This window comes from Streptomyces sp. NPDC055099 (genome assembly GCF_053607685.1).
This window is the reverse complement of record NZ_JBSGUA010000004.1, coordinates 462627-488435: the sequence shown is the minus strand read 5'-3', so window position 1 is coordinate 488435 and position 25809 is coordinate 462627. Positions and strand designations below refer to the sequence as shown.

Genomic DNA, 25809 nt, shown 5'->3' with positions numbered 1-25809 from the left:
ACCCACCCGGCCCAATGTCCGGGCCGCATCGACAGGGAAATGGACGGGGTCATCGGATACCACTCGACGTGACGTCAGATCGACGTGGCGTCAGAAGGGTCGCGGATAAGGACCCGGCCGGTACGACGCATAACGCGAGGGCGTGGTCGGGTCGGCATGGTGGGCTCGGGAGTTGAGCGCCTTTGGTGATGTGTCGGCCCAGTGGCCCGTGGTGACCCGGTGATCGATCGTGTGGACGGCGGCGAGCTGTTCGGCGGGGCTGAAGGTGCAGTGCCCGGCGTTCGACGTGTACGCCTGGCGCAGCAGCGGGGTGCGGCCCGCCCTGGTGACCGCGCGGTGGTACGCGTTCTCCACCTGCACGGGGACGAGCGCGTCGCCGGTGGTGTGGACGGTGAACTGAGGTGTGCTCAGGCGGCCCGAGGGCGCGGCGTGCTCGGTCATGTAGCGCACCGCCCGCGGCTCGGCGCTGACGCGGGGCGCGCGGGCCAGGTCGCGGAGGTCGTCCCGGAGCGAGAGGCCCGCCGACTTGTAGAGGGCCTTGACCTCCTTGTGGTCGTCGGAGCGTGCCAGCATCGCCGCGTAGTCGACGCCCGTGTTCCAGGACATGTTGCCGCCCGCGCGGCGCTCGGCCTCCTCCCGCCAGACGAAGCCGGGCTGCGCCACCAGGCCGCGTACGGCGGTGTACTGATTCGCCTGTCGGGTGGCGTGGTCGTCCGGGGCCGGGCGTGGCGTGGCGGGGTCGTTCCAGCCGGGGATGGCGTGCAGCGCGGCGGCGAGGGCTATGCGGGCCCGGCCGTCCGCCGTCTTCTGCGCTGTGCCGAGGGTCGCGCCGAGGCGCTTGGCGGACTTGGCCGCGTCGGAGGCGTCCTTGAAGCCCGTCAGGCGGATTCCGGAGTCACCGGACGGCGGGGCCAGGAGTGTGCGCAGCGCGAAGGTGGCGTCCAGAGTCGAGTTCCAGTTGGCGACCCCGCCGTGGACCAGGCCGCACATGGACAGGGAGCCGTCGACGCGTCCCGGATGGCGCTCGGCGATCGTCGTGGTGATCAGACCGCCGAGTGACTGGCCCCAGGCGAGCGTCCGCCTGGCTTCGCCGACTTTCCCGGTGAAGGCGTCGAGGGCGGCCAGTTGGTCGGGCACCGCCTGTTCCACGGACCAGCCCGTCGTCGCGTACGAGGAGCCGACCAGTGCGTAACCCTCCTTCAGAAGAAGCCGCTTGGTGGTCTCGTCGGGGGCGTTCGCGGCCGGGTTCGGGGCGCCCTCGGGACGGTATCCGTGGCTGAAGAGGAGGACGGTGCCGTTCCAGGCGTCCGGGGTGTCGATCACGTACGCGGCGCCGGAGGGCAGGGTGCCCTCCAGGTGGCGGACGGTGGGTGGTGCGGCGGTGGGTGGTGCGGTGGTGGCGGACGCCTGGGGCGCCGCGACGAGAAGCAGCAGGGCGGCGAGGCCGGCGAGGGGGCGGTGGCTCATGTGCTTTCTCCTTGTGCGTCGCGTTGCCCGGCTCGTGCTTCGAGTGGTGCGTCGAGACGGTTGGCGCCCGTCTCCCCGACCCGCCACACAGCGATCGCGGTGATCACGGCGCCGGCCGTGAGCAGCAGCGCGACCGCGTCGCTGGAGTCGTGGGCGGCGAGCAGCCCGCTGGCGATCAGCGGCGAGAAACCGGCGCCGAGCAGCGTCGCCGTCTGGTAGCCGAGCGAGGCGCCCGTGTAGCGCACCCGGGTAGAGAACATCTCGCTGAACAGCGCTCCCAGCGGTCCGTACATCACGGACTGGGCGATCCCGTGGCCGATCACGCAGGCGAGGACCAGCAGTCCGGGCCGGTGGCTGTCCACGAGGGCGAAGACCGGGAAGGCCGTGGCCGCCGAAAGCAGTGCCCCGGCCAGGACGAGGGGGCGGCGCCCGAAGCGGTCGGAGAGCAGGTTCGCGCAGGGCAGCACCACGAGGGCCACACAGGAGGCCACGGTGACCCCGGTCAGCACCTGCGGGCGCGTGTATCCCTCGTCCACGGCGTACGAGATCATGAAGCTCGTCATCAGCGCCTGCGCGGTGAACGGCCCGATGCCGACCGCCGAGGCCAGCAGGACGGGGCGCGGCGCCCGCAGGACTTCGAGCAGCGGCATTCGCGCGCGCTCCTGCCGCTGCGAGAGCGAGGCGAAGAGCGGGCTCTCGGTGACCTTGAGGCGGATGTAGAGGCCCGCGCCCAGCAGCAGGAAGGAGAGCAGGAACGGCACGCGCCAGCCCCAGGCCCGGAAGTCGTCGTCGGGCAGGGTGCTCACCAGTGCGACCACCCCGGTGGACAGCACGGTGCCCAGCGGGGCGCCGAGCTGGGTGAAGCTGGTCCACAGGCCGCGTGGCCGGTCGCCCGCGTGCTCGGCGACCATGAGCGTGGCGCCGCCCCACTCGCCGCCGATCGCGATGCCCTGCAGGACGCGGAGCAGCACGAGCAGTACGGGCGCCCAGACGCCGATCACGTCGTACGTGGGCAGCAGACCGATGAGGAAGCTGCCCGCGCCCATCAGGACCATGGTGAGGAGCATCATCGACTTGCGGCCGAGCCGGTCGCCGAAGTGGCCGAAGACGATGCCGCCTAGGGGGCGGGCGAGATAGCCCGCGGCGAACGTGCCGAAGGCGGCCACCGTGCCCACCGCCGGGTCGGCCTCGGGGAAGAAGAGGTCGCCGAAGACGAGCGCGGCGACGGTGCCGTACACGAGGAAGTCGTAGAACTCGATCGCGGTGCCGAGCAGGCCGGAGAGGGCGACGCGGCGCAGTTGCCCGGGTCTCTCCTCGGGGCCGGCCTGGGAGCTCGCCGTCTCGGCGGGCGTCTCGGTGGGCTTCCCCGTGGGCTTCCCGGTGGGTGGGTGCGTCATGGTGTCGGGCTCCTCAGGCGTAGAAGCGGGACAGACTGCGCAGGACACAGGCGGGCTTGTCGCCGCCCTCGATCTCGACCGTGCCGTCGACCGCGATCTGCACCCCGCCGCGCACCTCGTCGACGGAGGCGAGCGTGGCGCGCAGACGTATCCGGGAGCCGGCCTTCACAGGGGAGGGGAAACGCACCTTGTCCAGGCCGTAGTTGACCTTCGTGGTGACGCCCTGGACGTCGAGGAGGTCGGTGAAGAGCGGGATGAAGAGGGAGAGGGTGAGATGGCCGTGCGCGATCGTTGCCCCGAAGGGGCCCTGTGCCGCCTTCTCGGGGTCGGTGTGGATCCACTGGTGGTCGTCGGTCGCGTCGGCGAAGGTGTCGATGCGGTCCTGGCCGACCTCGAGCCAGTCGGTGACGCCGAGCTCGCTGCCCGCGAGGGTGTGCAGTTCGTCAAGTCCGTTGGCGGTGACGGTCATTGGGGGGTTCCTCCCTGAGGGGTCGGTGTCGCCGTGCCGCCGTGGTCGCGGCGCAGGCTGGGCTTGTGGAGCTTCCCGGAGGCGGTGCGCGGCAGTTCGTCCACGCACACCACCGACTTGGGGACCTTGTACGGGGCGAGCCGGCCCGCGAGGAAGCCGAGTACGTCGTCCGGGGCGGGGGCCGTGCCCTCGCGGGGCACGACGACGGCGCGCGGCACTTCGCCCCAGCGTGCGTCGGGCACGCCGATGACGGCGCACTCCACCACGTCGGGGTGGGCGAGCAGGGCGCTCTCGACCTCGGCGGGGTAGATGTTCTCGCCGCCCGAGATGATCATGTCCTTGAGGCGGTCGGCGATGGTGACGAAGCCGTCGGCGTCCACCCGGGCGGCATCCCCGGTGCGGAACCATCCGTCGGCGAAGGCGGCCGCGGTCTCGTCGGGCAACTGCCAGTATCCGGGCGTCACATGGGGCCCCCGCACCAGCACCTCGCCGGTTTCCCCCGTACCCGCCGGACTGAGATCGGGACGCACGACGCGTACGTCGGTGAAGAAGTGCGGCACCCCGGCCGAGCCCGCCTTGCGCTGTGCGTGCTCGGCGTCGAGATAGAGGACGCCGGGCGCGGTCTCCGTCATCCCGTACCCCTGCTGGAAGGCGAGCCCGCGCTCCGCGTACGTCTCGATCAGGGGCGCGGGCACGGGCGCCCCGCCGCACATCAGGATGCGCAGCGTGGACAGGTCGGCCGTCCGCCAGCGCGGTTGGCGGGTGAGGCGCTCGTACATCGTGGGGACCCCGAACAGCGCGCCGACACCGTGCTGTTCGACGAGGTCCAGGGTCTCGGCCGGGTCGAAGGACTCGACGAGCACGCAGTGGCCGCCCTTCAGGAGCACGGGCAGGGTGAGCATGCCGAGCGCCGCGGCGTGGAAGAGCGGGGCGGAGACCAGGGCGACCGTGTCGGCGGTGAGGTCGGCGTCGACCAGGACGTTCACGGCGTTCCAGGTGAGGTTGGCGTGGGTCAGCATGGCGCCTTTGGGGCGGCCTGTGGTTCCGGAGGTGTACATCAGGAGGCATACGTCGTCCCCGCCGACCGCCTCGTCGAGGACTTCCTCCACCGAGCCGCCGAGCAACGCCTCGTACTCCGCACCCACTTCGACCGCGAGAACCACTTGCCCCGCCGTCTGCCGAAGATCCGCCACGACTGAGGCGTGCGCGGGGGAGTGGACGAGCGTCCGGGCGCCCGCGTCGGCGAGTTGATACGCGATCTCGGGCGCGGCCAGGCGGGTGTTGAGCGGCACGAAGACCGCGCCGAGCGCGCCTGCCGCGAAGAAGGTCTCCAGGTAGGCGGGGTGATTGGGCCCGAGGTAGGCGACCCGGTCCCCGCGCCGGACGCCATGGGCGCGCAGGGCGTGGGCGAGCCGCAGGACGCGGGAGTGCAGCACGGCGTAGCTGATGGTGCGGCCCTGGTGGGTGAGGGCGGTGCGGTGCGGGGTCTTGCGGGCCCGGCGGGCGGGCCAGGAGCCGAGTCCTTCGTTGCGCATGGCGCGCCCCCTCTACTTGAGCCCGAGCAGACGGGCGGCGTTCTCCTTGAGGATCTTGGGGCGGACCTCGTCCTTGATCGCCAGCTTCGCGAAGTCGGCGAGCCAGCGGTCGGGCGTCAGGACGGGGAAGTCGGAGCCGAAGAGGACCTTGTCCTGGAGCAAGGAGTTGGCGTAGTGCACGAGTTGGGGCGGGAAGTACTTCGGTGACCACCCGGACAGATCGATGTGCACGCCCGGCTTGTGCGTGGCGACGGCGAGAGCTTCGTCCTGCCAGGGGAAGGACGGATGCGCGAGGATGATCTTCAGGTGGGGGAAGTCGGCGGCGACGTCGTCGACGTGCATCGGATTCGAGTACTTCAGCCGGATGCCGCCGCCTCCGGGCACGCCCGCGCCGATGCCGGTCTGCCCGGTGTGGAAGAGGGCGACGCAGCCGGTCTCCTCGATGACCTCGTACAACGCATAGGCGAGAGCGCGGTCGTTGGGGAAGAAGCCCTGGATGCTGGGGTGGAACTTGAAGCCCTTCACCCCGTACTCCTCCACGAGCCGGCGAGCCTGCCGCACGCCCGCCTTCCCCCGGAACGGGTCGACGGAGGCGAAGGGGATCAGCACGTCGGGGTGGGCGGCCGCGGCCTCGGCGACCTCCTCGTTCGGGACAGGGGCGGTGCCGGTGGCCGACTCGGCGTCCACGGTGAAGACGACGGCCGCCATCCTGCGCTCGCGGTAGTAGGCGGCCATCTCCTCGAGGGTCGGCTTGCGCTTGCGCCCCTCGACCTTGAAGTACGCGCTGGAGGCGGCGTCGAGGTCCTCGTCGAGCGAGGCGTGGCCCCGGGAGGAGACCTCGGCGTGCGTGTGGACGTCGATCGCGGTGAGCTCGGAGAGGTCCAAGTCGTCCAACTCCCTCACGCGCCGGGAATCTTGGGCGCGGGGATGCCGACCGACTCCGGAGCGCTGCCCACCGAGGTGTGCCAGGCGGCGGCGATGGACTGCGGGCTCCAGCCGCCGTCCGCGTACGCCACGGAGACCTCCTGCGGATGCGACCACAGGGTGAGCCGGTCGCCACCGATGCCGACGCACTGCCCGGTCACGTCACGGGCGAAGCCGGAGGCCAGGAACGGGACGAGCGCGGCGCAGTCGTCGGCCGTCCCGAAACCCTCGTCCTTGCGGAGGAAGTCCGGCAGTGGCTGGCCCTCCTTCATGGCCTCGACGTACGGGGCGAAGGCGGGGATGGTCTCGGTCATCGCGGTGGCGGCCACCGGCACGATCGCGTTGACCGTGATGCCGGCCCTGGCCAGCTCCATCGACCACGTACGCACCATGGCCGCGATCCCGGCCTTGGCGGCGGCGTAGTTGGTCTGCCCGAAGTTGCCGCGCTGCCCGGCGGGGGAGCCGACCAGGATCAGACTGCCGCCCTCGCCCTGCTCCCGCATGCGTACGGCGGCGGCGCGGGCGCAGGTGAAGGTGCCCCGCAGGTGAGTGGTGACCACGGCGTCGAAGTCGTCGTCGGTCATCTTCCACAGCACCCGGTCGCGCAGGATGCCGGCGTTGGTCACCATCACGTCGAGCCGCCCGAACTCCTCGACGGCGCGGGTGACCAGGCGGTCCGCGGCCTCGCTGCCGCCGACCGCGGCCACCTCCGCGACGGCGCGTCCGCCCGCAGCGGTGATCGTCTTGACGGCGTGCTCGGCCGCCTCAGCGTCGACGTCGTTCACCACCACGGAGGCTCCGGCGCGAGCGAGGGCGGCGGCGTAGGCGAGGCCGAGGCCGCGCCCTGATCCCGTGACGACGGCGACCTTGCCGCGCAGGTCCACGGCGTATGAGTCCAGCATGGAGAAACTCCTCCAACAGGCAGTGACAAGAGATGGTTTGGCGAGGCCGGGGGAACACGACTCCGGTCGGCATCGGCCCGCAGAAAGGAAGCTAAGACAAACGATTGTTGTCGTCAATGATTGTTTCCAACATCGATAATGCGGCATGCTGGACACTGTCACCGACGACCGCCGTACGCCCGCGCACCACCGATTCAGGGAGAGCACCCCTCATGACCAGCCGGAAGACCACCGCCGATCCCGTGGAGGAAGGATCCGTCGACGAGGGCGCGCCCTGGATGCGGGGCCTCCATGCCGACGCGGGCTATCTGCTCTACCGCCTCGGCCTGCGCTCGGGCCAGCTCTTCAACGCGGCGCTCCAGAGATCCGGCCTACGCCTTCGCCACTACGCGTTGCTGCGCTACCTGGCCACCGTGGAGGGCGCGGCCCAGCGCGAACTGAGCCAGGAGCTGGGATACGACCCCAGCGCGATCGTCGGCCTCGTCGACGACCTGGAACGCCTCGGCTTCGTAGAACGCCGCCCGGCCCCTGAGGACCGCCGCCGCCGCATCGTGGCCCTCGCCCCCGCGGGCCACGACTTCCTGCGGGACTCCGACGAGGTGGCGCGGGGGGTCACCGACGAGCTGCTGGCTCCGCTCGGTGCGGAGGAGCGGGAGATGTTGCATGGGTTGTTGTCGCGGGTGGCGCATACGGGGGGCGGGGCCTGACCCCCCGTACGCGCCCGGTCGTTCGGGTCGTCGGGGTCAGGAACCCGAGGGCAGTTCCGTCCTCACCTTCCGGGCCGCCGCGACCAGGTTCTCCAGGGAGGCCCTGGTCTCGGGCCAGCCTCGGGTCTTGAGGCCGCAGTCCGGGTTCACCCACAGGCGGTCGGCGGGGATGGCCTCAAGGCCCTTGCGCAGCAGGGCTGCTGCCTCCTCGGTGCTCGGTACGCGCGGGGAGTGGATGTCGTAGACGCCGGGGCCCGCCTCGCGCGGGTAGCCGTGCTCGGCCAGTTCGCGGGCCACCTGCATGTGTGAGCGGGCCGCCTCCAGGCTGATGACGTCGGCGTCGAGATCGTCGATGGCCTGGACGATGTCACCGAACTCGGCGTAGCACATGTGCGTGTGGATCTGCGTGTCCGGGCGCACGCCGCTGGTGGTGAGACGGAAGGATTCCGTGGCCCACTCCAGGTACGCGGCGTGCTCGGCGGTGCGCAGTGGGAGGGTTTCACGCAAGGCGGGCTCGTCGACCTGGATGACCGAAGTGCCCGCCGCCTCCAGGTCGTTGACCTCGTCGCGCAGGGCCAGGGCGACTTGGCGCGCGGTGTCGCCAAGGGGCTGGTCGTCGCGGACGAAGGACCAGGCGAGCATGGTGACGGGGCCCGTGAGCATGCCCTTGACGGGGCGGTCCGTGAGGGAGTTGGCGTACGACGTCCAGCGCACCGTCATCGGTTCGGGCCGTGAGATGTCGCCCGCGAGGACCGGCGGGCGTACGTAGCGGGTGCCGTACGACTGGACCCAGCCGTGCTGCGTGGCGAGATAGCCGGTGAGCTGTTCGGCGAAGTACTGGACCATGTCGTTGCGTTCGGGCTCGCCGTGCACCAGGACGTCGATGCCCGCCTTCTCCTGGAAGGCGAGGACGTCGCGGATCTCCGAACGGATGCGTTCCTCGTAGCCGTCCGTGTCGATGCGGCCCGCCCGCAAGTCGGCGCGTGCGGTGCGCAGTTCGGTGGTCTGCGGGAACGAGCCGATGGTGGTGGTGGGGAGTTGCGGCAGGCCGAGTCGGGAGCGCTGGGCCGCCGCGCGCTCCGGGTAGGCGTGGACGCGGCGGGCGTCGGCCTCCGTGACGGCGGCGACACGGGCTCGTACCGCCGGATCGTGCGTGAGGGCCGAACCCGAGCGGGACGCCAGATCGGCGCGATTGGCGGCCAGTTCGGCCGGGATGGTGTCCGTTCCCTGGGCCAAGGCGCGCGCCAGCGTGGCGATCTCGGTGGCCTTCTGGTGGGCGAAGGCCAGCCAGCGGACCACCTGCGGGTCGATGTCCCGTTCGGCGGTGGCGTCCAGCGGGACGTGCAGCAGGGAGCAGGACGCGGAGACGTCGACCCGGTCGGCGAGGCCGAGGAGTGTGCCCAGGGTGGAGAGGGACCTCTCCAGGTCGTTGATCCAGATGTTGCGGCCGTTGACGACGCCTGCGACAAGGCGCTTGCCGGGCAGTCCGCCGACGGCGGCGAGGTCCTGCAACTGGCCGGCGGCGGCCTCCGTGAAGTCCAGGGCGAGCCCCTCGACCGGCGCCTTGGCCAGCACGGGCAGGGCATCGCCGAGCCTGCCGAAGTAGGAGGCGACGAGGAGCTGCGGGCGATCGGTGAGGGCGCCCAGGTCACGGTAGGCGCGGGCGGCGGCGTTGAGCTCCGCCGGGGTGCGGTCCTGGACCAGGGCCGGCTCGTCGAGCTGCACCCACTCGGCGCCCGCGGCGCGCAGGTCGGCGAGGATCTCCGCGTAGACGGGCAGCAGGCGGTCGAGGAGCGTCAGCGGCTCGAAGTCGGCGGCCACGCCGGGCGCGGGCTTGGCGAGCAGCAGATAGGTCACCGGGCCGACAAGGACCGGGCGTGCGGCGAGGCCGAGCGCGACGGCCTCCTTCAGCTCGGCCACCTGCTTGGCGGAATCGGCGGCGAAGACGGTGTCGGGGCCCAACTCCGGCACGAGGTAGTGGTAGTTGGTGTCGAACCACTTGGTCATCTCAAGGGGCGCCACGTCCTGGGTGCCGCGGGCCATCGCGAAGTAGCCGTCGAGGGGGTCGGCGTCGACGGCCTCGCGATGCCGGCGCGGGACGGCGCCGACCATGACGCTGGTGTCCAGGACATGGTCGTAGTACGAGAAGTCGCCGGTCGGCACTTCGTGGATGCCGGCGTCGGCCAGGTGCCGCCAGGTGGACCGGCGCAGCCTCGCCGCGGTCTCCCGCAGGGCGTCGGCGCTGACGCGGCCCTTCCAGTAGCCCTCGACGGCCTTCTTCAGTTCCCGGTCGGGGCCCTGGCGGGGGTAGCCGTACACGGTGGCCCGTGCTGCCGCGGCTGCGGACTTCGCTGTCACGGAAATCTCCTTCGCGAGATGACTCCTGAGAATCCCGGGGACGGGACACGGACGCGAAGGGATGACAGACCGGGCGGACGGACACGCGCCGGTCGCGCGGTGCTCCACCTGATCTGTACGCCGACCCGCCCACGAGGTCACCGGGATGTCCGCATATGAGGGATCACATGCGGGCAACGGGCAGGTCTTCGGACTCGCGGGCACATCTGCCGGGGCAGACACCTACTGGCCGTCGCTTCCCGGACCCGTGCTCGGACCCAGTGCGTATGACGGCGGTCGTTCCCACTCACCGCTGCGGGGCAGTCCCGGATTCCCACCGGGTTCCCTCTTACGACACCTCTGCCTGGCGGACAGGGCGAACCAGCTGCACGGATCAGGCTAGAGGGTGGTCGCCCTCTTGGGCAGTACTGATCACATCCCGGACCGTGAGGTGAGACACGGACGCGACCGGCGTGGGGACACGCGAAGGGGCGCGGAACAGATCACCACTCTGTTCCGCGCCCCTCTCACAGCAGCCGCGAGCCCCTCGGCCCGGCGGCGGACCCGGGCCCCTCAGCCCCGGTCGTAGAGGTGGAACCCGCGCCCGCTCTTGCGGCCGAGCAGCCCCGCTTCGACCATGCGCAGGAGCAGAGGCGGCGGGGCGTACAGGGGCTCCTTGAACTCCTCGTAGAGCGATGCCGCGATGGACGCGACCGTGTCCAGACCGATCAGGTCGGCCAGCTTCAGCGGACCCATCGGATGGGCGCAGCCCAGCTCCATGCCCGCGTCCACGTCGGCGGCCGTCGCGAAGCCCGACTCCGTCATCCGGATCGCGGAGAGGAGATAGGGCACGAGCAGCGCGTTGACGACGAAGCCCGCCCGGTCCTTGGACCGCACGACCGTCTTGCCCAGCGTGCACGTGGCGAAGTCCTCGACGGCGGCGACGGTCTCCGCGGCCGTGTGCAGCGAGGAGACGACCTCCACCAGGGGCAGGACGGGGGCGGGGTTGAAGAAGTGCAGGCCGAGGACGCGGTCGGCGCGCCGGGTCGCCATGCCCAGACGCATGACCGGGATCGAGGAGGTGTTGGTGGCGAGGATCGCGCCGGGATCCTCGACGACCTTGTCCAGGGTGGCGAAGATGTCCGTCTTCGCCGCGCTGTCCTCGACGACTGCCTCGACCACGAGCTGGCGGTCGGCCAGATCGTCGAGGCTGCCGGTGAAGACCATGCGGGCCAGCACGTCCTCGGCACCGATGCGGTCCAACTTGCCGCGCTGTACGGCACGTTCGAGCGAGACGGCGACGCGCTCGCGGGCGGCGCGGGCGGCGAGCGCGTCGGTCTCGCAGACCACGGTGTCCAGACCGGCGCGGGCGCACACCTCGGCGATTCCGGCACCCATCTGACCGCCGCCCACCACACCGACCCGGCGGATGGCCGCGGTCACGACTGTCGCTCCGGGCGGCCGACGAACGGGCGGCGCACGAGGTGACGGGCGTAGGCGTCCGTGGTGAAGAACGCGGGCAACTCCCGGCCCAGGGCGGTCCGTTCGAAGAGCTCGCGGATCTCGTCGACCGGCGCCCACGGGTATTCCGCGCCCAGGGCGGCAAGCTCGTCCTCCACCAGCTCCAGGACCGTCGCGCGGTCGACGACGCGGTGCCGCAGCCACTGCCAGATCTGCACCCTGGCGATCTCGGCGGTGGCGGCGTCCTCCATGAGACCGTCCAGGGCGACGGCCCCCTGCCCGTTCAGCCAGGCGGCGAAGTAGCGCAGGGCGACGGCGATGTTGGTGCGTACGCCCTCCGTCGTGGGCGGTGCGCTGATGCGACGTACGGACAGCAGTCGCGCCGCGGTCACCTCGACGTCGTCGCGGGTGCGGTCGAGCTGATGTGGGCGGGTGCCGAGCACCCCGTCGAACACCTCTCGGCAGACGGGCACCAGCGCGGGATGGGCGACCCAGGAGCCGTCGAAGCCGTCCTCGGCCTCGCGTTCCTTGTCGAGCCGCACGGTGGCGACGGCGGCTTGGTGCGCGTCGCGATCTCTGCCGGGCACGTGGGCGGCCATGCCGCCGATCGCGTGGGCACCCCGCTTGTGGCAGGTGCGTACGAGGAGGTCGGTGTACGCGTGCATGAAGGGGGCGGTCATGGTGACCTTCGAGCGGTCGGGCAGGAGGAAGTCGGTGCGGTGTCCGAAGGTCTTGATGAGGCTGAACAGGTAGTTCCAGCGGCCCGCGTTGAGACCTGAGCTGTGCTCGCGCAGCTCGTAGAGGATCTCCTCCATCTGGACGGCCGCCGTGATGGTCTCGATCAGGACGGTCGCCCGGATCGTGCCGCGGGGGATGCCGGCGAGGTCTTGGGCGAGGACGAAGACGTCGTTCCACAGCCGTGCCTCGTCGCGGTTCTCCAGCTTCGGCAGATAGAAGTACGGGCCGTGCCCGGCGTCGATCTGCCGCTGGGCGCAGTGGAAGAAGTAGAGCCCGAAGTCGACGAGCGAGGCGGGCGCGGGCCTGCCGTCGATCTCCAGGTGCTCCTCGGTCAGATGCCAGCCGCGCGGGCGGACGACGATGGTCGCGACCTGCTCGCCGAGCGGGTACCGCTTGCCCTGCGGTGTGCTGAAGTCGATCCTGCGCTCGATCGCGTCGAGCAGGTTGAGCTGGCCGCCGATGATGTTGTCCCAGGTGGGCGAGGTGGCGTCCCCGAAGTCAGCCATCCACACCCGCGCACCGGAGTTGAGGGCGTTGACCGTCATGGCACGCTCCGGCGGCCCGGTGATCTCCACGCGGCGATCGGTGAGGCCGGGCGCCGGGGGAGCGACCCGCCAGGAGTCGTCCGCCCGGATACGGGCGGTGGCGACGGAGAAGTCGAGCGGGGAGCCGGAGGCAAGCCGGGCGCTCACCCGGATGCGCTCCTTGAGGATCTCCAGGCGGCGTTCGGCGAAGGCGTCGACGAGGCGGCCGACGAACTCCAGCGCCTCAGGGGTGAGGATCTCGTCCTGCCGGTCGGTCGTGCCGAGGACCTGGGCGCGGCTGGTCGGAGCGGAGAGGGGCATTGCGGGTCTCCTCGGGAAAGAACCGAACGGGCTGAAGAAATTGAACGGACTAGTGGAACTGCTCTTCCTCGGTGGAACCGGCCAGCGCGGTCGTCGACGAGGCCGGGTTGACGGCGGTGGACACCTGGTCGAAGTAGCCGGTGCCGACCTCGCGCTGGTGCTTCACCGCGGTGAAGCCCTGCGCCTGCGCGGCGAACTCGCGTTCCTGGAGGTCGACATAGGCGGTCATGCCGTGCTCGGCGTAACCGCGGGCCAGGTCGAACATGCCGTGGTTGAGGGAGTGGAAGCCGGCCAGGGTGATGAATTGGAAGCGGTAGCCCATGGCGCCCAGCTCGCGCTGGAACTTGGCGATCTGGTCGTCGTCCAGGGCGGCACGCCAGTTGAACGAGGGCGAGCAGTTGTAGGCGAGCATCTGGTCGGGGTGCTCGGCGTGGATGGCCTCGGCGAACTCACGGGCCTGCGCGAGGTCCGGCGTGCCGGTCTCGACCCAGATGAGGTCCGCGTACGGGGCGTAGGCGAGGCCGCGGGCGATGACGGGCTCCATGCCGTTCCGCACCCGGTAGAAGCCTTCGGCGGTGCGCTCGCCCGTGACGAACCGCGCGTCGCGCTCGTCGACGTCGCTGGTCAGGAGGTTCGCGGCGAGTGCGTCCGTGCGCGCCACGATGAGCGTCGGCACGTCGGCGATGTCGGCGGCCAGACGTGCCGCGTTGAGGGTGCGGATGTGCTGGCCGGTCGGCACGAGGACCTTGCCGCCCAGGTGCCCGCACTTCTTCTCCGAGGCCAGCTGGTCCTCGTAGTGGATGCCCGCCGCGCCCGCCGCGATCATCGCCTTGGTCAGCTCGAAGGCGTTGAGAGGTCCGCCGAAGCCCGCCTCGGCGTCGGCGACGATCGGGGCGAGCCAGTCGGTGGTGTCCTCGCCGCCCTCGGCGGTGGCGATCTGGTCGGCGCGCAGCAGCGCGTTGTTGATCCGACGGACCACCTGCGGGACCGAGTTGGCGGGGTAGAGCGACTGGTCGGGGTAGGTGTGCCCGGCCTGGTTGGCGTCGGCGGCCACCTGCCAGCCGGACAGGTAGATCGCCTGGAGCCCGGCCTTGACCTGCTGGACCGCCTGACCGCCGGTCAGTGCGCCGAGGGCGTGGATGTAGTCCTGTTCGTGCAGTTGGCGCCACAGCCGCTCGGCGCCGCGCCGGGCCAGGGTGTGCTCCTCGCGGACGCTGCCGGAGAGCCGGATCACGTCTTCGGCGGAGTAGGTGCGCTCGATGCCGTGCCACCGGGCGTCGGTCGCCCATCGCTGAGCCAGCTCCTGCGCCAGCTCCTGGGCCGTTGCCGTCGTCTTGCCTGCCTGTGTCATGACCGTCTCCCGGAGATTCGTGAACTGTGCGAATGTGTGGCACTGAGTGCCGAACTGAACGTGAGGCGCGGCCCGTCGGCGGAGCCCGGCGGGCCGCGGTACGACTCTGGCATCGGCACTCAGTGCCAACAACCAGGGAAAGATGCCAAGTTCTGCGCATCTTTCCGCGCCGTATTGCCAACGTTGTTAATGGACCGGACAGGAGCCACGGGTGAGCAAGACGTACGCGGGCGCGCGGCTGCGCCGACTGCGGGAGGAACGCCGCATGAGCCAGGCCGACCTGGCCCGGGCCCTGGCCATCTCGCCGAGTTATCTGAACCAGATGGAGCACGACTCCCGGCCGCTGACCGTGCCCGTACTGCTGCGTCTCACCGAGGCGTTCGGCGTCGACCCGGGCTTCTTCTCGGAGCGCGACACCAGCCGCCTGGTGGCCGACCTGCGGGATGCCCTCACGGGCGAGGTCTCCGCGGGCCGGGTCTCCGCCTCCGACCTCTCGGACCTCGCCTCACGCATGCCCGCCGTGGCGACGCTCTTGGTGGACCTCGGCCGCCGCAACCAGCACCTGACCGAACAGCTCTCCGAAGCCGCGGAGGGGCGAGGTCCCGGCACGGTGACTCAGCCGCGCTCCGCGCACGAGGAGATCCGCGAGTTCTTCTACCGGCGCCAGAACTACCTGCACGACATCGACTCCGCCGCCGAGGGGTTCGCGGCCGAGATCGGCCTGCGTCCCGGTGAGGCCGTACGCGCCTTGTCCGCGCGCCTCGCCGAGCGGCACGGGGTGCGGCTGGCGGCGGACGCCGGTCAACTCCTGCACCACTACGACCCGACGGCCAGGGTCCTGCACCTTTCCAGCCGGCTGCGCCCCGGCCAACAGGCGTTCCGGATGGCCACCCAACTCGCCCTGCTGGAGCACGCGGACGGCATCTCCGCGCTCGCCTCGGAGGACTTCGGCGAGGAGACCGCGGCCTGGCCGCTGGCCCGCATCGGCATCGCCAACTACTTCGCGGCGGCGCTGATCCTGCCCTACCGCCGCTTCCACGCGGCCGCGGAGGAGTTCCGTTACGACATCGAGCGGCTGACCGACCACTTCGGCCTCGGCTACGAGACCATCTGCCACCGGCTCAGCACCCTGCAGCGGCCCCGGCTGCGCGGAGTGCCCTTCTCGTTCGTCCGGGTCGACCGGGCGGGCAACATGTCGAAGCGGCAGTCCGCGACCGCGTTCCACTTCTCCCGCGCGGGCGGCACCTGCCCGCTGTGGAACGTGTACGAGGCATTCGCCGCGCCCGGCCGCATCCACGTCCAGGTCGCCGCGATGCCGGACGGCCGGCGCTTCCTGTGGACCGCCCGCGCGGTCACCCGGCATCGCGGCGGCTGGGGCGAGCCCGGCAAGACGTTCGCCATCGGTCTCGGCTGCGAGATCCGCCACGCGGCGCGGCTCGTCTACTCCGACGGCCTCGACCTCGACAGCGCCTCATCCGCCGTGCCCATCGGCATGGGCTGCCGCCTCTGCGAACGCACCGACTGCCCACAGCGGGCGGTGCCCCCACTGGACCGCCGTCTGGCCATCGACGAGAACATCAGCACCTTCGTGCCCTATCCGGTGGCCGGACCGTAGGTCTTATTGCACATAGGTTGCAACTACACTTCGAGTGCAGAAAGTGAGCGAGATCTGTACGTGAAGGAGACGCCGGTGGCCGCGGGGCGCATGGTGCTGGGAATCGAGTCGTCGTGCGACGAGACCGGGGTGGGGATCGTCTCGGAGGGGCGTCTGCTCGCCCATGTGGTCGCGTCCAGCATGGACGAGCACGCCCGCTTCGGCGGTGTGGTCCCCGAGATCGCCGCGCGAGCGCATCTGCACTCCTTCACGCCGGTCGTCCGGCGCGCCCTCGACCAGGCGGACCTGAAGCTGTCCGACATCGACGCGGTGGCGGTGACCACGGGACCCGGCCTCGCGGGCGCGCTGCAGGTCGGCCTCGCGGGAGCGAAGACCCTGGCCCACGCGCTCGACGTCCCGCTGTACGGGGTGCACCACCTGGCCGGTCATGTCGCCGCCGACACGCTGGAACACGGCCCGCTGCCCGACCCCTGCGTGGTGCTCATCGTCTCCGGCGGGCACACGTCCCTGCTGCTCGTCCGGGACCTGGCCCGCGACCGGATCGTGCACCTGGGGGACACCCTGGACGACGCGGCGGGCGAGTGCTTCGACAAGGTCGCCCGGGTCTTCGGCCTGCCGTATCCGGGCGGCCCCGCCATCGACCGCGCGGCCCGGGACGGCGACCCGCGCGCGGTGGCCTTCCCCCGCCCGCTCACTGGGCCGAAGGACGCCCCGTACGCGTTCTCCTTCTCCGGCCTCAAGACCGCCGCCGCCCGCTGGGCCGAAGGGCACACGGGCCGTGAACTGCCGGTGGCCGACGGCGCGGCCTCGCTCCAGGAGGCCGTCGCGGACGTCCTGACCCGCAAGGCGCTCGCCGCCTGCCGGGAGTACGGGGTCACGACCCTCGTCGTGGTCGGCGGGGTCGCCGCGAACTCACGGGTGCGGTCGCTCGCGGAGGAGCGGTGCGCGGCAGCCGGCGTGCGCCTGCGCGTCCCCCCGATGACCCTGTGCACCGACAACGGCGCGATGATCGCCGCCGTCGGCGATCTGCTCGTACGCGCCGGCGCCGAGCCCGCGCCTTTGGACGTGTCGGTCGACCCGTCCGCCCCGCTGGAGTACGCGGCCCTGCAGCCGGGAGCGGCCCCGGCGAAGGCTGCCTGATGACGGCGGTCGTCCACGTCCTGCACGGCACGCAACTGCTCGCGCACACCGAAGCCTTGCGCACGGTCTACGCCGAGGCCTTCGGCCCACCGCCCTGGTACGAGGACGAGGAGAGGGTGGCGCAGTTCCTGGTCCGGCTCGGCGACGACGTGCGGCGTCCCGGGTTCACCGCGGCGATCGCCCTGCGGGGGACGGACATCGTCGGATTCACCACCGGCTGGACCACTCCCGACCCCTTTCCCGCCGACCGCTGTTATCCGCAGGCGGCCGCCGGACTCGGGGCCGGGCGCGCCCTGTCGTGGCTGTGCGGGGCGCGTGAGATAGACGAACTCGCCGTACGTCCCGGGGCGCAGGGGGCCGGGATCGGGGCGGCCCTTCTTGAGGCGATGGCCGCGGGCGCTCCCGATGACCGTGCCTGGCTGCTCACTTCGGTCCGGTCGGCGCAGGCCATGGAGTTCTACGGCCGCCAGGGCTGGACCCAGGCGACACACCCCTCACCCGACGGCAAAGGTGTCGTCGTCTTCCTCGGGCCTCGCCACCCCGCCAGGACCCTCGCGGTGTCCTGCGGCACAGGAGGGGTGACAGGAGGCTGACCAGGGGCGTACGCCCAGGTCATGTGCGCTCGCGCGTGCCACAGATGGAGCGGTCCCGCAAGTTGTCAGGTCACTGGATTCCGCACTAGGGTCACCACGCCTTGGTGCTCGGGAAATCGGTGTGATGCCGGTGCGGCCCTCGCCACTGTGATCGGGAAGTCCGGCTCCAGCCCTCGCGGCAGCCACTGGGCGCAACACGCGCCCGGGAAGGCGGAGTCCGGTCGGTACGACCCGTCAGCCAGGAGACCGGCCAAGGCGCGTTGTCCATCCACGAGGTGCTGGAGAGGGTCTGCTTAGCCATGCACATAGCCGAGGGTTTCCTCCCACCGGCGCACGCGATCGCCTGGGGCGTAGCGTCCGCGCCGTTCGTCGTCCACGGAGTCCGCTCCCTCACCCGTGAGGTCAAGGAACACCCGGAGAGCACCCTGCTCCTGGGCGCGTCCGGAGCGTTCACCTTTGTCCTTTCCGCGCTGAAGATCCCGTCCGTCACCGGGAGTTGCTCGCACCCGACGGGCACCGGGCTCGGCGCGATCCTCTTCCGGCCTCCGATCATGGCGGTGCTCGGCACCATCACGCTGCTGTTCCAGGCGCTGCTGCTCGCCCACGGCGGGCTCACCACGCTGGGCGCCAACGTGTTCTCCATGGCCATCGTCGGGCCATGGGCGGGATACGCCGTCTACCGGCTCCTGAAGCGGTACGACGTGCCGCTCATGGTGGCCGTGTTCTTCGGCGCGTTCGTCGCCGACCTGTCCACGTACTGCGTCACCAGCGTCCAGCTCGCCCTGGCGTTCCCGGACCCCGGCAGCGGATTCATCGGCGCCCTGGGCAAGTTCGGCGGCATCTTCGCCGTCACGCAGATCCCCCTCGCCGTCAGCGAGGGACTGCTCACCGTCGTGGTGATGCGGCTGCTCGTGCAGTCGAGCAAGGGTGAGCTCACGCGGCTCGGCGTGCTGCTCCAGGGCAAGAAGCCGTCCGTGCGGGCGGACACCGGCAGCAAGACCGAGACGGAGACGGGGGCCAGCGCCTGATGAGCCGGAACGCGAAGATCAACACTCTGCTGCTCCTCATCGTCGCCGCGCTGGCGGTGCTGCCGCTGGCGCTCGGCCTCGGCGACGACGAGAAGGAGCCGTTCACCGGGGCCGACGCCCAGGCCGAGACCGCGATCACCGAGATCGAGCCGGACTACGAGCCTTGGTTCTCGCCGCTGTACGAACCCCCGTCCGGGGAGATCGAGTCGGCGCTCTTCGCGCTGCAGGCGGCGATCGGCGCGGGCGTCCTCGCCTACTACTTCGGTCTGCGCAAGGGGCGCCGTCAGGGCGCTGACGCGGCGCGGGCAGAGGCGGCGCGATCCGAGGCGGCGCACACCGAGGCAGCCGCCGGGGAGCAGGCCGTCGACGTGGAGCAGCAGCCCGCCGACGAGGAGCACACCCGGGCCGGGACCGGGCAGGTCTGACCCGGCGTGCTGCCCATCGACGCGGCGGCGCACAGCAGTCGCTGGCGCCGCCGCCACCCCGTGGACAAAGCCGTGCTCGGGCTCGGCCTCACCGTCCTTGCCGTCTCCCTGCCGCCCTGGCCGGGCGCCGCCCTGATCCTGGTCGCCGCGCTCACCGTGCTGCTCGGACCCGCCGGTGTGCCGCCGCGCAAACTGTGGCGCGCCTACCGCGTGCCCCTGGGCTTCTGCGTCACCGGCGCCCTGACGCTGCTCGTCCAACTGGGCGGGCCCGAGGGGTTCCTCACGCTCGCCGACGGCGGCCCCGAGCGAGCGGGCGGACTGCTCCTGCGCACGTCGGCGGCCTCGCTCGGCGTCCTTCTCTTCGCCTTCACCACGCCCATGTCGGACCTGCTGCCCCGCCTGGTGAAGGCCGGCGTACCGGCGCCGGTCGTCGACGTGGCGCTGGTCATGTACCGGATGAGCTTCCTGCTCCTCGATTCCATGAGCCGGATCCGGCAGGCGCAGGCCGCGCGCCTTGGTCACACCACCCGGGCCGCCACCTGGCGTTCCCTCGGCGGTCTCGGCGCCACCGCGTTCGTGCGGGCCTTCGACCGGGCGAGCCGGCTGCAGGCCGGGCTCGCCGGACGCGGGTACGACGGGACCCTGCGGGTGCTCGTGCCCGACGCCCGGATCTCGCGGCCCTTCGTGGCCGCGAGCACCGCGCTCCTCGTGGGCCTCGCGGCCCTCACCCTCGTACTGGAAAGGGTTCTGCCATGAGCGAGCCGAGCGGGTCCCTGGTCGCTCTGCGTGCCGCTTCCTACGCATACGAGGACGGGCCCACTGTCCTCAGCGGCCTGGACTTCGACGTCACCGAAGGGCGCGCCCTCGCGCTGCTCGGGCGCAACGGCAGCGGCAAGACCACCCTCATGCGGCTCCTGAGCGGCGGACTCCGCCCGGACCAGGGCGGGTTGACCCTGGGGGGCGCCCCCGTGACGTACGACCGCAAGGGGCTCACGCGGCTGCGCACCACCGTTCAACTGGTGGTCCAGGACCCGGACGACCAGCTCTTCGCCGCTTCCGTCGAACAGGACGTGTCCTTCGGGCCGTTGAACCTGGGTCTTTCGGACACCGAGGTGCGCGGCCGGGTCGCCGAGGCGCTCGCCGCGCTCGACATCAGCGCCCTGGCGGACCGCCCCACCCATCTGCTCTCCTACGGCCAGCGCAAGCGCACGGCCATCGCGGGAGCCGTGGCGATGCGGCCCCGCGTCCTGATCCTCGACGAGCCGACCGCGGGACTCGACCCCGACGGCCAGGAACGCCTCCTGACCACCCTGCAAGGCCTGCGGGACGCGGGAACGACCGTGGTGATGGCCACCCACGACGTGGACCTGGCCCTGCGCTGGGCCGACGACGCGGCCCTGCTCACCCCCTCGGGAGTACGCACCGGGCCGGTCGCGGAGATGCTCGCCCACCGCGAACTCCTGGCGCAGGCGGGCCTTCGCCTGCCCTGGGGGATCGCCGTCACGGAGCTGCTGCGGAACAAGGGCCTGCTGGCCGAGGTGGGCGAAGGGCCGCGTACCCCCGAGGAGTTGGCGGCCCTCACGGCGGCGGCGCTGCCCGGCGCGTCAGGCGGCTGACGGGCCCGCGGCCCGGACGCGGACCGGCAGCAGCGTCACGGCGAGCAGCGGGATCGCGGCGAGCACGAGCCACGGCACCCAGGGCGGGAGCCCCGCGTCAAGGAGCGAGCCGGTCACGGCGCTGCCCGCGAGCACGATCAGGCCGGAGACCGACGACAGTGCTCCGGTGTAGAGGCCGAGCCTGCCGTCGGGCGTGAGATCCGGGACCCACGCCCGGGCGGCCGGGGCGACCAGCATCTGGCCGAGGGTGAGCAGGACGACGAACCCGGCGGCGGGCAGCAGCCCGGCCACGCCGGTCCAGGCGGCCGGCCGGGCGGCGGCCACGACGGCGAACCCGACGGAGATGAGCACGAGCCCCGCCGCCATCGAGCGGCGCTCGTCGAGACGTCCTGCCGCCCAGTGGGTGACCGGGAGCTGCGTGGTCACCACGAGGAGGGAGGAGAGGGCGAAGAGCCAGGCGATCGGCGCCTGCGACCCTGCCGTACGTTCCACCTCGTCCGGCAGGGCGAGATAGAGCTGGTTGTACGCCAGGAGATAGGCGCCGTAGGCACAGCACACCGCCAGGAACCGGCGGTTGCGCAACAGCTCGCCCACACCCCCTCGCACGCGGATGCGCTCGCGCCCCGGGATGCGCTGCGGCAGCAACCACAGGTGCCCGGCGAGGACGAGGACGAAGACCCCGGCCCCGGCCAGGCAGACGGTGTGGAAGTCGACGGAGAGCAACAGCGCGCCGATGAGCGGACCGAGGAACGCGCCTGCCTGGCCCGCCACGGTGAGCAGGGCGAGGACGCGGGTGCGGGGGCCCTGGCCCGACTCCTCCCAGAGCACCGCCTGCCGGGCGACCTCGGACTCCACGGCGGGCGAGAACAGGGCGGCGGCGAACCCGATCAGGAGCACCGCGCCGATGACCGACCAGGTCTGCTGTGCATAGCCGAGCCAGGCGAACCCGGCGATCCGCAGCAGGCAGCCGGTGAGCACCACCGGCCGCACGCCGTACCGGTCGGTCAGGGCGCCGCCCACGACGAAGAGCCCTTGCTGGCTGAAGGTCCGCAGGCCGAGCACCAGGCCGACCAGCCAGCCCGCCATGCCGATCGCCGCGCCCAGGTGCTCGGCCAGGAACGGCAGGACGGCGAAGAAGCCGATGTTGAAGGCGAGTTGGGTCAGGATCAGCAGGCGAAGGAGTGGCGGCAGGTGCGGCCAGATCCGGTCGCGGCGTGGGCGCTTGGCGGGCCGGAGCCGTGTGGACAGGGCCAGTTGACGTCGTTCGCTCACCGGGTTGCCGTCCCTGCCGTCGTCAAGTCCCGCTCCTTGGGCCGTACGTCGGCCACGCGAGGGGGTTGGTCGGGGCGGCGCGTGCGTCGCAGCCACCGGGGGATCGGTACTCCGCCTGCCGCCGTCACCGCCAGGGCCCCCAGGAGGGCGAGCGCGGCCGCCGGCGCGAGGAGGGCCCAGGGGGCGCGTTCGGCGTAGGGCTGGTTCTCGGCGAGCAGCAGGCCCCACTCGGGGGACGGCGGCTGGGCGCCGAGGCCGAGGAAGCCGAGGGCGGCCAGGGCCAGCGCGACGGCGGGCAGCCGCAGCAGCGCGTGGCGGGTGACGGGCGGCAGCACCGCGGGCAGCAGATGGTGCCGCAGCTGGTGGCGTCGCCCCGCCCCCAGGCTCCGGGTCGCCGTCAGGTGCAGGGTGGCGCGCTCCTGGAGGAGCAGGGCGGCGGTGTGGGCGGCCAGCGGGACCCAGGCGACGGCGGCCACGGCGATCGCGGGGGTGGCCGCTCCGCTGCCCGCGACACCGGCGACGAGGAGTCCCGCGAGCGTCGGCGGTATCGCGTTCAGCGTGTCGAGCAGCGGGCCGGAGAAGCGCGGCAGAAGCCCGAGCAGGACGCCTGCCACCAGGGCGAAGGCGCTGATCCCCAGGGCCAGCGCGAGGGTGTGCAGCGCGCCGTGCCCGACCCGCGCCAGGACATCGCGGCCCAGGGCGTCGGTGCCGAACGGGTGCGCCAGGGACGGCGCTTGCAGCCGGGCCGCGGTGTCCAGGGCGAGAGGGTCGCGGACCAGGCCGAGGAGGATGACGCCCAGCAGCACCCCGCCGTACAGCAGGGGCAGCCGGCTCGGCGCGGGCGGCACCGGAAGGTGCAGCGTCGGCAGGGCCCCGTCCCGCAGCGCCGGGCCGCTCGCCAGCCGCGACACGAGGCGGAAGAGGCCGCCCGCCACGGCGGCGAGCAGGACGAGCGCCAGGGTTCCGGCCTGCAGGACGGGCAAGTCCTGCGCCACCGCGGCCTGCAGCGTGGAGCGGCCGAGCCCGGGGATGTCGAAGATCTGCTCCACGGCGACCGCGCCACCGGTCAGGCCCACGAGGAAGAGGCCGAGGTTCGGCAGGAGGCCGGGCAGGCAGCGGCGCAGCGCCTGGCGCGCGATGCGTCCGCTCGGGATGCCGCGGGCCGCGGCTGCCCGCGTCCACGGTTCGGCGAAGGCGCCGGGCAGCAGGTCGTCGATGAGCCGCCCGAGCAGCGCCCCGGCGGGCAGCCCGAGCGAGAGCGCGGGCAGCACGAGCCACTGGGGCCCGTACCAGCCGAGGGCGGGCAGCCAGCCAAGATGGACGCCGACCACGGTGGCGAGCACCGAGGCGGTCAGGAACTCGGGCATCGCGGCGACGACCGCGGCGCCGCCACCGGAGGTGCGGCGCCCCGCGAGGCGGCGGCGGGAGCCGAGCCACAGGGTGCGCGAGCACACCGCGCCCGCCGTCACGACGGCCACCACCAGTGCCGCCGACATGAGCAGCAACGAGACGCCCAGGGCCTGCACCACGGAGGGCAGCACCGCTTCCCCGGAGATCCACGACCGCCCGGCGTCCCCGTGCAGGAGCCCGCCCGTCCACTGGCCGAGCAGGTGCAACGGCCCCTCGTCCAGGCCCAGTTCGGCGCGGACGGCCGCCAGCACCTCGGGGGTGGGGGTGCGCTCGGCGGCCCGCGCCTTGAGCACGGTGAGCGCCGGGTCGGTGCGCGACAGCCAGGGCAGCAGGCCGATCAGGCACAGCAGCGCCGCGGCCAGAACCACGCGCCACAGCAGCACCGGTCCGCCGGTGCGGGCGAGGTTCCTGCGCATGCCGCCCTCAGCGCCTGGTGCCGGCGGCGACCAGCGTCCGCTCGTACGGGTCGAGGATCTCGCCGCGCACGGAGCCGCCGACGCCCGTGATGATCCGCTGGTGGACCAGCGGCACGACGGCGTCGGTGCCGAGGATCGCGGCCTCGGCGGCCATGGCCGCGTCCTGCCGCTTCGCGGGGTCGGTCGTGTGATCGGCCTTGCGCACGGCCTTGTCGACCGAGGTGTCGCACAGCTGCGAGAGGTTGTAACTGCCCTCGCAGGTGTAGTCGCTGGCGAGGACCGACACGGGGTCGCCGGTGTCGAGCATGGTGTTGCGGGCGCCGACGAACGCGTCGAACTTCCCGGCCAGGGCGTCGCCCTCGATGCGGGAGGACTCGCGCACCTCGAGCGTCACCTTGAAACCGGCCTTCTGCAGCTGCTGCTTGAGCACCTGCGCGACCTCGGGAAGTTCGGGCCGGTTGTCGTACGTGCCCAGGGTGATGGACTTCCCGCCGGGTGCCGTCGCCTTCGCCTGCCCCTTCGGCTTGACGCGCTTTCCGTCGGCCCAGGTCAGGGCGGGGCCGAAGATGCCCTTGCCGGTGTCGGCGTGGCCCTCGTAGACGTCCTTGGCGAGCGCGGAGGTGTCGATCGCGGCGCGGGCCGCGGCGCGCAGGCCGGGGTCCTTGAAGGCGCCCTTGTCCGTGTTGAGCTGGAGAGCGGTGGTGCGTGCCGTGGCGGTCTCGCGTCCGTGGCCCTTGTCGAGGGAGGCGGCCTGGGAGACGGGGACGGCCTCGGCGATGTCGGCCTCGCCGGTGCGCAGGGCGTTGGTGCGCGCGGTGCCGTCGGCGATGAACCGCGCGTCGACGCCGGACGCCTGGGCGCGGCCGCCCCAGTAGTCGTCGAAGCGGTCCAGGGTGGCCGCGGTGGCGCCGGTGGTCTTCGTGAGCTCGAAGGGCCCGGTGGCGGTGCCGACCGGGCTGACCTTGCCGCCCTTCGCGTACGCCTTGGGGGAGAGCACGGCGAGGCCGGGGCTCGACAGGCGCAGGGGGAGCGCGGGGTCGGGGTCGGTGGTGGTGATCCGGACCCGGTCGTCGCCGACGGCCTTGGCGGTGAGGGCGGCTCCCGACAGGGCGGCGGTGACAGGCTTGGCCTTGCCCGCGTGGGTGAGGGCGGAGGCGACGGCGGACGGTGTGACGCGGCTGCCGTCCTGGAAGCCGGCCTGGCGCAGGGTGAACAGCCAGCTGCGGTCGCTCTCCTTCTGCCAGGACGCGGCGAGCGCGGGGGCGGCGGCGCCGTTCGCGTCCAGCTTGGTCAGGCCCTCGGTGACGCCGAGGCGGCTGAGGAGGGTGGCGTCGGCGCCGTACGGGGAGAAGTTCTCCGAGGGAGGGAAGGCCAGCGCGACCTTGAGGCGGGCGCCTTCCGCGGAGTCGCCGGACGCGTCGTCCTTGGCGGCGAAACAGCCGGTGAGCAGGGGGGCGACGAGCAGGCCGGCTATGAGGGGACGGCGGCGGACGGAGCGCATGGTCCTCGTTCTCGGGGTGGAGTGGGTCCGGAAGTGCGGTGGCAGCCACGAAGACTACATGACAACCATTTCCATTAATGCGGCCGGGTCGTGGAGGTGTGCGTTATGGCCGCACGGGCACTTCGAAGTGCACGACGCGCGACCCGCCGGAGTCCTCGCGCTCGTCGTGCACCACTTTCCCCATGGAGCGCCAGAAGCCCTCGGCGCCGGTGACCGCGGGGTCGGTGTGCAGATAGACGGACCGGTAGCCGCCGTCCGCGGCGGCGAAGTCGAGCAGCTCGCCGACCAGTCGCCGGGCGAGGCCGCGGCGCCGGTGCTCGGCCCGCACGTAGACGCGCCGCAGCTGTGCCGTCTCCCCGGAGGGGAAGCGCTCGGCGATCCAGCGCGGGTTGGGCGGGTGTGCCGGGCCGCGGGAGTCGAGGGCGGCGGTCGCCGCGACCGTCCCGTCCTGCTCGTCCACCGCGACGAGCAGGGTGTGGCGGGCGGGTCTCAGATACGCGGAGTCGAGATCGATGATGTCGCCGTGCCAGCGCGGCACGTACCCCGTGCCGAAGTCGTGGTAGACGGTGTCGAGCATGACGGCTCGTGCGGCGCCGAGGTCTTCGGCGGTGGCCGTCCTGATGCGGTATTCAAGCACTTGCACATCCTAAGCATTAAGCC

At 72.0% G+C, this 25809-nt stretch carries 22 protein-coding genes and 2 riboswitches; of the genes, 8 read left to right on the top strand and 14 right to left on the bottom strand.

All coding sequences use genetic code 11. The annotated features are described in order from the left end of the window. Positions 1–90: 90 nt before the first annotated feature. The 6 genes from ACWFRU_RS13700 to ACWFRU_RS13675 are packed head-to-tail and all read right to left on the bottom strand — an operon-like array spanning position 91 to position 6694. A complete protein-coding gene (locus tag ACWFRU_RS13700) occupies positions 91–1467 on the bottom strand; it encodes an alpha/beta hydrolase family protein (RefSeq protein WP_453686504.1) in 1377 nt (458 codons plus the stop codon). Further along, complete coding sequence (locus ACWFRU_RS13695; protein WP_453686502.1) at positions 1464–2864, bottom strand: MFS transporter; 1401 nt, start codon at positions 2862–2864, stop codon at positions 1464–1466. The genes ACWFRU_RS13700 and ACWFRU_RS13695 overlap by 4 nt, the downstream gene beginning before the upstream one ends. A 13-nt stretch (positions 2865–2877) precedes the next feature. Next, positions 2878–3333: a MaoC family dehydratase gene (locus ACWFRU_RS13690; protein WP_453686500.1), complete on the bottom strand. Its 456-nt coding sequence runs from the start codon at positions 3331–3333 to the stop codon at positions 2878–2880. Next, positions 3330–4868 carry an acyl-CoA synthetase gene (locus ACWFRU_RS13685; RefSeq protein ID WP_453686499.1) on the bottom strand — a complete coding sequence of 513 codons (1539 nt, stop codon included), beginning with the start codon at positions 4866–4868 and terminating at the stop codon, positions 3330–3332. The genes ACWFRU_RS13690 and ACWFRU_RS13685 overlap by 4 nt, the downstream gene beginning before the upstream one ends. A gap of 12 nt (positions 4869–4880) precedes the next feature. After that, on the bottom strand, positions 4881–5753 hold the full coding sequence (locus ACWFRU_RS13680; RefSeq protein WP_453686800.1) for an amidohydrolase family protein: 873 nt from the start codon (positions 5751–5753) through the stop codon (positions 4881–4883). A gap of 14 nt (positions 5754–5767) precedes the next feature. Continuing rightward, positions 5768–6694, bottom strand: a complete 927-nt coding sequence (locus tag ACWFRU_RS13675; RefSeq protein ID WP_453686497.1) for an SDR family NAD(P)-dependent oxidoreductase — start codon at positions 6692–6694, stop codon at positions 5768–5770. Positions 6695–6972: 278 nt separating this feature from the next. Here ACWFRU_RS13675 and ACWFRU_RS13670 point away from each other — a divergent pair, with 278 nt between their 5' ends. Then, positions 6973–7401 (top strand): MarR family winged helix-turn-helix transcriptional regulator, encoded by a 429-nt coding sequence (locus ACWFRU_RS13670; protein ID WP_453686799.1) that lies wholly within the window; start codon positions 6973–6975, stop codon positions 7399–7401. A gap of 36 nt (positions 7402–7437) precedes the next feature. On the opposite strand, the gene metE is transcribed toward ACWFRU_RS13670, so the two are convergent. The 4 genes from metE to aceA all read right to left on the bottom strand — a co-directional run bounded on the left by metE (position 7438) and on the right by aceA (position 14133). Further along, positions 7438–9759 (bottom strand): 5-methyltetrahydropteroyltriglutamate--homocysteine S-methyltransferase, encoded by a 2322-nt coding sequence (gene metE / locus ACWFRU_RS13665; protein ID WP_453686495.1) that lies wholly within the window; start codon positions 9757–9759, stop codon positions 7438–7440. A 162-nt stretch (positions 9760–9921) separates the two neighbouring features. Continuing rightward, positions 9922–10139, bottom strand: a riboswitch (cobalamin riboswitch). A gap of 172 nt (positions 10140–10311) precedes the next feature. Next, on the bottom strand, positions 10312–11181 hold the full coding sequence (locus ACWFRU_RS13660; RefSeq protein ID WP_453686493.1) for a 3-hydroxybutyryl-CoA dehydrogenase: 870 nt from the start codon (positions 11179–11181) through the stop codon (positions 10312–10314). Next, positions 11178–12782, bottom strand: coding sequence for a malate synthase A (gene aceB / locus ACWFRU_RS13655; protein WP_453686491.1), 1605 nt, complete (start codon positions 12780–12782; stop codon positions 11178–11180). The genes ACWFRU_RS13660 and aceB overlap by 4 nt, the downstream gene beginning before the upstream one ends. Positions 12783–12831: 49 nt before the next feature. Further along, positions 12832–14133 carry an isocitrate lyase gene (aceA, locus tag ACWFRU_RS13650; RefSeq protein ID WP_453686489.1) on the bottom strand — a complete coding sequence of 434 codons (1302 nt, stop codon included), beginning with the start codon at positions 14131–14133 and terminating at the stop codon, positions 12832–12834. A gap of 211 nt (positions 14134–14344) precedes the next feature. On the opposite strand from aceA, the gene ACWFRU_RS13645 reads away from it, so the two are divergent. The 7 genes from ACWFRU_RS13645 to ACWFRU_RS13615 all read left to right on the top strand — a co-directional run bounded on the left by ACWFRU_RS13645 (position 14345) and on the right by ACWFRU_RS13615 (position 20550). Then, positions 14345–15748, top strand: coding sequence for a short-chain fatty acyl-CoA regulator family protein (locus ACWFRU_RS13645; protein ID WP_453686487.1), 1404 nt, complete (start codon positions 14345–14347; stop codon positions 15746–15748). Positions 15749–15838: 90 nt separating this feature from the next. Continuing rightward, a complete protein-coding gene (tsaD, locus tag ACWFRU_RS13640; protein ID WP_453686797.1) occupies positions 15839–16888 on the top strand; it encodes a tRNA (adenosine(37)-N6)-threonylcarbamoyltransferase complex transferase subunit TsaD in 1050 nt (349 codons plus the stop codon). Beyond that, a complete protein-coding gene (locus tag ACWFRU_RS13635) occupies positions 16888–17481 on the top strand; it encodes a GNAT family N-acetyltransferase (RefSeq protein ID WP_453686485.1) in 594 nt (197 codons plus the stop codon). The genes tsaD and ACWFRU_RS13635 overlap by 1 nt, the downstream gene beginning before the upstream one ends. A gap of 85 nt (positions 17482–17566) precedes the next feature. After that, positions 17567–17750: riboswitch (cobalamin riboswitch) on the top strand. A gap of 30 nt (positions 17751–17780) precedes the next feature. Then, a complete protein-coding gene (locus tag ACWFRU_RS13630) occupies positions 17781–18509 on the top strand; it encodes an energy-coupling factor ABC transporter permease (RefSeq protein WP_453686483.1) in 729 nt (242 codons plus the stop codon). Continuing rightward, a complete protein-coding gene (locus ACWFRU_RS13625; protein WP_453686481.1) occupies positions 18509–18934 on the top strand; it encodes an energy-coupling factor ABC transporter substrate-binding protein in 426 nt (141 codons plus the stop codon). Before ACWFRU_RS13630 ends, ACWFRU_RS13625 begins: the two co-directional genes overlap by 1 nt. Positions 18935–18940: 6 nt before the next feature. Then, positions 18941–19690: a cobalt ECF transporter T component CbiQ gene (gene cbiQ, locus ACWFRU_RS13620; protein WP_453686479.1), complete on the top strand. Its 750-nt coding sequence runs from the start codon at positions 18941–18943 to the stop codon at positions 19688–19690. Then, complete coding sequence (locus tag ACWFRU_RS13615; RefSeq protein ID WP_453686478.1) at positions 19687–20550, top strand: energy-coupling factor ABC transporter ATP-binding protein; 864 nt, start codon at positions 19687–19689, stop codon at positions 20548–20550. The genes cbiQ and ACWFRU_RS13615 overlap by 4 nt, the downstream gene beginning before the upstream one ends. On the opposite strand, the gene ACWFRU_RS13610 is transcribed toward ACWFRU_RS13615, so the two are convergent. From ACWFRU_RS13610 to ACWFRU_RS13595, 4 genes are all read right to left on the bottom strand, one after another. Continuing rightward, positions 20539–21798, bottom strand: a complete 1260-nt coding sequence (locus ACWFRU_RS13610; RefSeq protein ID WP_453686795.1) for an MDR family MFS transporter — start codon at positions 21796–21798, stop codon at positions 20539–20541. The two genes, ACWFRU_RS13615 and ACWFRU_RS13610, sit on opposite strands and share 12 nt — an antisense overlap. A gap of 20 nt (positions 21799–21818) precedes the next feature. Then, on the bottom strand, positions 21819–23648 hold the full coding sequence (locus ACWFRU_RS13605) for an ABC transporter permease subunit (protein WP_453686476.1): 1830 nt from the start codon (positions 23646–23648) through the stop codon (positions 21819–21821). 7 nt (positions 23649–23655) lie between these two features. Next, a complete protein-coding gene (locus ACWFRU_RS13600) occupies positions 23656–25149 on the bottom strand; it encodes an ABC transporter substrate-binding protein (protein ID WP_453686474.1) in 1494 nt (497 codons plus the stop codon). Between the two features lie 103 nt (positions 25150–25252). Beyond that, the gene (locus ACWFRU_RS13595) at positions 25253–25792 is read right to left on the bottom strand and encodes a GNAT family N-acetyltransferase (RefSeq protein ID WP_453686472.1); all 540 of its coding nucleotides are present in this window, start codon (positions 25790–25792) and stop codon (positions 25253–25255) included. Positions 25793–25809 lie beyond the last annotated feature (17 nt).